Annotated in this window: 7 protein-coding genes; 3 read left to right on the forward strand and 4 right to left on the reverse strand. The window is 70.7% G+C overall.

Annotated features, from left to right (window positions below):
• Positions 1–104: 104 nt before the first annotated feature.
• From FF041_RS09425 to FF041_RS09435, 3 genes are all read right to left on the reverse strand, one after another.
• Positions 105–908 (reverse strand): SAM-dependent methyltransferase, encoded by an 804-nt coding sequence (locus FF041_RS09425; RefSeq protein ID WP_153521964.1) that lies wholly within the window; start codon positions 906–908, stop codon positions 105–107.
• Between the two features lie 236 nt (positions 909–1,144).
• Complete coding sequence (locus FF041_RS09430; RefSeq protein ID WP_323391510.1) at positions 1,145–1,801, reverse strand: 4'-phosphopantetheinyl transferase family protein; 657 nt, start codon at positions 1,799–1,801, stop codon at positions 1,145–1,147.
• Positions 1,798–2,652 carry a metallophosphoesterase family protein gene (locus FF041_RS09435; protein ID WP_228388103.1) on the reverse strand — a complete coding sequence of 285 codons (855 nt, stop codon included), beginning with the start codon at positions 2,650–2,652 and terminating at the stop codon, positions 1,798–1,800. Before FF041_RS09435 ends, FF041_RS09430 begins: the two co-directional genes overlap by 4 nt.
• A gap of 198 nt (positions 2,653–2,850) precedes the next feature.
• Here FF041_RS09435 and FF041_RS09440 point away from each other — a divergent pair, with 198 nt between their 5' ends.
• From FF041_RS09440 to FF041_RS09450, 3 genes are all read left to right on the forward strand, one after another.
• Positions 2,851–3,636, forward strand: coding sequence for a thioesterase II family protein (locus FF041_RS09440; protein WP_153521966.1), 786 nt, complete (start codon positions 2,851–2,853; stop codon positions 3,634–3,636).
• 334 nt (positions 3,637–3,970) lie between these two features.
• Entirely contained in the window at positions 3,971–4,930 is a 960-nt protein-coding gene (locus FF041_RS09445) for an ACP S-malonyltransferase (protein WP_153521968.1), read from the forward strand.
• On the forward strand, positions 4,930–6,036 hold the full coding sequence (locus tag FF041_RS09450; protein WP_228388104.1) for an arylcarboxylate reductase: 1,107 nt from the start codon (positions 4,930–4,932) through the stop codon (positions 6,034–6,036). The genes FF041_RS09445 and FF041_RS09450 overlap by 1 nt, the downstream gene beginning before the upstream one ends.
• 82 nt (positions 6,037–6,118) lie before the next feature.
• On the opposite strand, the gene FF041_RS09455 is transcribed toward FF041_RS09450, so the two are convergent.
• Positions 6,119–7,346: cytochrome P450 family protein (locus FF041_RS09455; protein ID WP_228388105.1), on the reverse strand; the 1,228-nt coding region annotated here is incomplete at its 5' end.

Raw genomic sequence — 7,346 nt, forward strand, 5'->3', positions numbered from 1 at the left:
TCCCCCAACTCACCGAAGAAATCAACAACCGCAAAGCCTGACCACACCACGGACCGCCGCCCGTCCCCTGGCGCTTGCTTCGCCAGGGGGCGGGCGGCTCGTTCTCAGGTCTTCCGGGCGACGCCCACATAGACCGGGATCCGGTCGTTCCCGCTGTACTGATCACCGGGTTCCGGGTACCAGCGGGAGACCAGTTCGACACCGGGGCCGATGAGTTCCAGCCCCGAGAAGAAGGTCGCGAACTCGGCCCACGACCGGACCTGGGCGGGCACCCCGCTGTCGCGGTAGATCTTGATGACACGGGCCCATGCCTCCGGGTCGAAGTCACCGGTCGCGTGGGACAGCATCAGATAGCTCCCGGGCGCCAGCGGTTCGAGCAATCGGCGCACAAGCCCCCGGGGGTCGTACTCGTCCGAGACGAAGTGCAGCAGGGCGACCATGGAGAGCGCGACGGGCCGGTCGAAATTCAGTATCTCCCGCGCGCCTTCGATGATCTTGTCGACGTCCCGGACATCGGCCTGGAGATACTCGGTCCGGCCCTCGGGGGTGCCGCGCAGCAGGGCTTCGGCGTGGCGGAGCACGATGGGATCGTTGTCGACGTACACCACGCGCGCGTCCGGTACGGCCTGCTGGACCACCTGGTGGAGATTGGGCTCGGTCGGGATCCCGGTCCCGATGTCGAGGTACTGACGCACCCCCAGCCCGGCCAGCAGCCGTGAGGCCCGTTGCATGAACGCGCGGTTGGCGCGCGCCCCTTCCTTGATACCGGGTAAGAAGGCGATCGCCTGCTCGGCGGCTTCCCAGTCGACGGGGTAGCTGTCCTTTCCGCCCAGGTAGTAGTCGTACATCCGAGCCGGATGAGGCTTACTGGTGTCGATGGCGCCCTGGCCGTCACCGGAGCTCTTCATCGGCGGTCCTCCATCTGCGCGTTCGGTGTCATCTCACGGTGATATCCGGGGTGGGAGCGCCGTCTGGACGCAGGCTCGGGCGGGGCCGTACCCGTTCGAGCGGATTGTGCCGCAGAACAGCGACCAGGTCATCGCCCCGTTCACAGATCCGACCCTACGCCCGGTCGCCGTGCTCGCGCAGAGCGTCACCGGTACCCGTCGCTTCCGTGCGGGACGGATTACGGACAGGGCGGCGTTCATCGCGGCGCGGGCAGGACGACGGCGGTGAGCGCGAGCCCGCCCGCCGCCGTCCAGCGCCCGGGGATCTCGGTCAGGGCCCCGGAGCCGACCGCCGGTCCCGGGACCAGCAGCCGGGCGGTGAAGGTCCCCCCGGCGTGGAAGACCACCACGGCCTCGGTGAAGTCCAGTTCCCTGCGGGTCAGCGGGTACCACACCTTGAAGACCGCTTCCTTGGCGCTGAACAGCAGCCGGTCCCAGTGCACCCCCGGCCCGGCGCCGCCCTCGGCGATCCAGGCCCGCTCCTCGGGCCGTCCCACGACTCCCAGCACCCCTTCGGGCAGGGGCCCATGAGGCTCCGCGTCGATCCCCACGGCGGCTGTGCCCGGGGTGCGGGCGACGGCGGCGGCCCGATAGCCGTCGCAGTGCGTCATGCTGCCGACCACGCCGTCCGGCCAGACCGGGGCCCCCCGCACCCCGGGCACCAGCGGCGCGGCGGACAGCCCGAGTCCGGCCAGGGCACGCCGGGCGCAGCCCCGTACCGTGGTGAACTCACGCCGCCGCCGCTCCACGGCGCGGGCCAGGGCCGCCTCCTCCTCCGGGAAGAGCGGAATGTCGGCGGTGTCGTCGAACGCCCAGGCGGAGGCCACGTCGTGGGGCAGGATCCGGTCGATCACGGCGTCCCCACCGCCGGAAGGATCTGCCGGAGCACCTCGTCGGGCAGTCCACGTCTGCGGTGCTCGCGCGGGTATCCGAGCGAGACCTCCTCGAAGCGGACGCCGTCGTGCCAGGTGGTGCGGGGGATGTGCAGATGCCCGTACACCACTGCGGCGGCGTTGAAGCGCAGATGCCACTGAGCGGTCCGCTCGGTGCCGCACCACTGGGCGAACTCGGGGTGGAAGAGCACTCTCGTGGGGTCCCGGACGAGCGGGAAGTGGTTGATCAGCACGGTGGGCAGCCGTGGGTCGCGCGCCGCGAGCCGCCGTTCGGTCTCGGCCAGCCGCGCGGCGCACCAGTCCTGGCGGCTGGGGTAGGGGTCGGGGTGGAGCAGCGCCTCGTCGGAGCAGACCACCCCCGCCTCGTACGCCTGGGCCAGGGCCTGTTCCCTGGTGACGCCGGGGGCGCGGAAGCTGTAGTCGTACAGCAGGAAGAGGGGGGCGACGGTGACGGGACCGCCGGGGCCGTCCCAGACCGGGTAGGGGTCTTCCGGGGTGAGCACGCCGAGGCTTCGGCAGATCTCCACCAGACGACGGTAGCGCGCGTCGCCGCGCAGTTGGACGGGGTCGGTCGGCGGGGTCCACAGCTCATGGTTGCCGGGCGCCCAGACGACCTTCGCGAAGCGTTCGCGCAGGGTCGTCAGCGCCCAGACGAAGTCCTCGGCGATCTCCGCGACATCGCCGGCCACGATGAGCCAGTCGGCGTCCGAGCGCGGTCGTATCCCCGCCACGATCCGCCGGTTGTCCGGGTAGGCCACATGAAGGTCGCTGATCGCCATGAGCGCGCCCGTGGTCTGAGCAGAAGCTCTCATGACAGCAATCTGCACCCAAGTGCTCCGGGTGCGCCAGCCGCAGTCGCCGGGAGATCCCGGGGATGGCCGCAGAGCCACGAGTTGCCTACGCTCCGGATACAGTGGCCACCGGCCCGCGCCAGTACGGGCGGGACCGCGAAGCAGCAGGAACGACAGGAACAACGGGAACGACAGGATCGAAAGGATTACTCGCGGACTATGGATCGTCACAGCGACGACCCGGGGCGCTGGCTCCGGAACTTCACTCCCTCTCCCGGGGCCCGTTTACGCATGGTCTGCTTTCCCCACGCGGGGGGTGCGGCGACCGCGTACCACCCGATGTCGGTGGCGCTGTCGCCGGAGATCGATGTGCTGGCCGTGCAGTACCCCGGCCGGCAGGACCGGCTGTCGGAGAGCTGCGTCGACAGCATCCCCGAACTGGTCGATCTGCTGGTCCCGTTGCTCATCGCGCAGACCGATCACCGGCCGCTGGCCCTCTTCGGCCACAGCATGGGGGCGACCGTGGCGTTCGAGATCGCCCGCCGGCTGGAGCGCGAGCCCGGAACGGGAGGCCCCGCGATCCTGTTCCTGTCCGGGCGCCGAGCGCCCCACTTCAAACGGAACGATTACGTCCATCTCCGTGACGACCAGGGAGTCCTCAAAGAGGTGCAGCTGCTCGGCGGTTCCGCCACGGCCGCGCTCTCCAACCCCGAGCTGCTGAGCATGGTCCTGCCCGCGATCCGCAGCGACTATCGCGCGGTGGAGACCCATGTGCACGTCCCCGGGCCGCCGCTGCGCTGCCCGGTGGTGGCGCTGACGGGGGATGCCGACCCCCGGGCCGATACGCCGTCGGTGGAGGCGTGGCGCGACTACACCGAGGGCCCGTTCGCCTCCCATGTCTTCCCGGGCGGTCACTTCTTCCTCAACGACCGGGCCGACGAGGTGCACTCCACCGTCCGGAGCCATGTGGCGGCGCTGCCGGGCAGAGGCGCCCGAGCCCAGTGAGATCCGCCGGAGGCCACGGAGACCCGTGCGGTCCCCATGAAGCGTCATGGGGACCGCTGAGGAGAAACCGGTTTCCGTGGCCGATCGGTACGGCGTCGGCGTCCCCGGGAATTGTCCGCGCCGCCGGAGAACTCCGCTGCGGGCGACGGCTATTGCGATAACGCGGCCGGCGGCGAAGCCCCGCACGCGTCCCGATCGAACAATGCCCCTTCCCCCTGGTAGGAGGCGTGGCTATGGTTGGGAGCGCGACCACGGCCCATCGGCGGCTTATCACTTTCCGTTTAAATGGGCTTAGCCAATTGTTCATCTCCTGTTCATGTCTAGGGAGCCGTTCATGGCATTGGGCTTTCTGTTCGGCGGGGGCGTCGGAACCGAGCTGTACGGTCTTGAGATGTACGAGGCCCACCCCGTCATGCGGGAGTTGTACGCGCGGGTGTCGCGGTGGACCGGTCTGGCGGTGGAGCAGATCCTGCGGGACGAGCTCCCGGGGACCCCCGAGGAACGGCAGAGCGCCGCGACGATACGCGAGTCCGCGCTGGCGCTCGGAGTGCACGACGTCCTCGTGGAGCGGGGGCTGCGCCCGGGGGTCCTCGGCGGCCTCAGCCTCGGCGCGATGACTGCGAGCTGTCTCGCGGGAGCCATCGGCCGGCGGGAGCTCTTCGAGATGCTGGCGTACGCCCGCCACACCCCACGGCTCCCACCGGAGGAACCGGAGCAGGGCCTGGCGCTGGCCTTCGCTCCCGCGGACGGCGGGAACGCCGGATTCCCCGGCGAGGGGCGGCCCGGCGTCCATCTCTCCGGCGACTTCGGGCCGACCGCCGACGGCGAGCTGCGCATTCTGATGCTGTCGGGCGAGCGTACGGCGCTGGACGCGCTGGAGGGCGAACTGCCCCCGGGCTCGCTGGTGCCGCTGCCGGACCGGACCATCGCCGTCCACTCCCCGCTGCGCCGTCACTTCCGCGCCTTCATGGCCTCCCGGATCGCGGCGATCCCCTTCTCGGACCCCCGGGTTCCGCTGGTCTCCTGTCTGGAGCGGAAGGCGCTGACGACCGGCGCGGAGGTCCGCGACCTCTTCGCCCGCAACCCCACCGACCCGATCAGCCTGGTGGACGTCTGCGCCGGGATGAAGGAGCGGGGGGTGCGGCTGGCTCTGGTCATCGGCGGCTCCATCCCCAACGGGCTGCTGCGCTTTCCCTTCCCGGTGGTCCATGTCGACAAGCCGGAGCACATCCAGCAGGTGTTCGCCTCCGTCTACGACCTCGGCATCGACCTCGTGCCGGCGCGGGCCTCCTGATGACGGCGGCCCCGGCGGTCATGGCCGCCGCTCCACCGGACCAGGAGTGCGAGGCGCTGATCGGGCAGTGGCTGGCCACCGACATCGACCGCTGGACCCGGCGGGTGATCGCCCGTCACTTCCATCCGGCGACCGGCAGTCCCTACTGGCTGCGGCGTGCCGCCGGGCTGGGCTTCGACCCCCGGGACATCACACGCTACGACGAGCTGACGGCGTTCGGGCCGTTCCCGCTGGAGGTGCTGCGCCGTCAGGACCCGGCGGAGCTGGTGCCGCTGGCCGTGCCCCGCCCGCTGACCGGACGGATCTGGGACACCGGGGGCACCACCGGTCCCCCGTGCCGCCTCTTCTACACCCCGGAGATGCTGCTGCACCGGGGGGTGTGGCGGCGGTGGTCCTTCGTCAGCGAGGGCTTCGAGCCCGGCCGCGACTGGCTTCAGGCCACCCCCACCGGCCCGCATCTGATCGGCAACGGCGTCTGGGAGGTCTCCGGGCTGTTCACCGGGCGGGTGTACGCGATCGACATGGATCCGCGCTGGGTGAAGCGGCTGATCCGGGGCGGCCGGCTGACGGAGGCGGCCGAGTACACCAGCCATCTCCTGGAGCAGCTCGCCGATGTGCTCGACGGGGGCGGCATCCACTATCTCAACACCACCCCCGCGCTCTTCCAGGCGCTGGTCCGCCGCTTCCCCGAACTGGTGGGATCCCTCGACGGCGTACGGCTGAGCGGCACCCGGCTGAGCCCGGACATGTACCGGGAGTTCACGGCGGCCCTGCGGGGCGGGATCTGCGGGCGCAGCTACGGCAACACCTTCGGCAACGCGGCGGGGCTGCCCGTGGAGCAGAACGGGGAGCTGATGCCCTACGTTCCGAACTATCCGCAGGTGACCATGGCCGTGGTGCGCGGCGACGACTGGTCGGCCACGGTGGCCCCGGGCGGGACCGGGCAGGTCCGGCTGACCGTGCTGCACGACGATCTCTTTCTGCCGAACATCCTCGAACGCGACCAGGCGCTGCGCTATGTCCGCGGCGGGACGTGGCCGAGCGACGGGGTCGCCAATGTGGCCCCGCTCCAGCTGATGTCCTCGGCCCCCGAGGGGCTGTACTGACCGGCCCGGGGGTGCTGGCCCGGGGGCGCTCCCGTCGCCGCCCGGCGGGCCGCCCTGAGCGGGCCGCCCTGAGGCCGGGCGGTCACGGCCCGGCGGGGTCCAGGATCACGGGCAGCTCCGTGAGTCCGCGGAAGGCGGGGAAGGGGACCACCATCCAGGGCGGCTCCCGGTCGGGGTCGGCCGGCGCCACCCGGGGGAAGCGTTCGAACAGCCCGGTGAGGGCGAGCTGTGTCTCCAGCCGGGCCAGGGGGGCGCCCAGACAGTAGTGGATGCCGTGCCCGAACCCGAGATGGGCGCTCTGGGTGTTGCCCGGCCGCAGCACATCGAACCGATCGGGGGTGTCGAACTTCAGCGGGTCCCGGTTGGCCGAGTTCAGGGCGATCTGCACCAGCGAGCCCTTCGGGATGCGGGTACCGGCGATCTCCAGGTCCTCGGTGGCGAACCGGAAGGTGGCGGTCTCCACCGAGCCGTCGTAGCGCAGGAGTTCCTCCACGGCCTGTCCGACCAGCTGCGGGTCCTGCTGCACCGCGCGCAGCTGGTCGGGGTGGGTGAGCAGATGGTGGACGGCGTTGCCGATGAGATACGCGGTGGTCTTGTGGCCCGCGAACATCAGCAGGAACGCCGTCGAGATCAGCTCCTGCTCGGTGAGCCTGCCGTTCTCGTCCCGGGCCGCGGTCAGGGCGCTGAGCAGGTCCTCGTCCGGGTGGTCGCGCTTATGGGCGACGAGGTCGGCGAAGTACCCGTGCAGGCTCTCCTCCGCGTTCTGCTGGGCCAGCTTGGACTCTTTGCTGAAGCCGGTCTGGGCCACGGTGGTGGACCAGGTCTGTACATCCGCCCGGTCGTGCGGCGGCACTCCGAGCAGTTCGCAGATCACGATGATGGGCAGCGGAAAGGCGAAGGCGGGCAGCAGATCGACGGGTTCCCGGACCGGGCAGTCGTCCAGCAGCCGCCCGACGACGTCCTGGATGTGGGTGCGCAGCGATTCCACCCGGTGGGGGGTGAACTCGGAGTTCACCAGTCTGCGGAGCCGGGTGTGCTTGGGCGGGTCGGAGTTGAGCATATGGTCGTCGAGGGCCACGGACGACTCGCCGAAGATCTTCCGGTAGGAGTCCATCGCCCCGTACATGTCCTTGCTCAGCCGGAGATCGGCGAGGGCGGTCCGCGCGTCCTGGTAGCGGGTGATCAGATAGGTGTCGATGCCGTGCGGGGGCGTGATCGGGCAGACGGGGGCGGTCTCCCGCAGCTGCCCGTAGACCGGGTAGGGGTTCCGCCGGAATTCGGGGGTGCACCGTGCGGCGGCGGCAGCGGGG

It is taken from the genome of Streptomyces jumonjinensis (assembly GCF_009600885.1).
GTDB lineage: Bacteria > Actinomycetota > Actinomycetes > Streptomycetales > Streptomycetaceae > Streptomyces > Streptomyces jumonjinensis.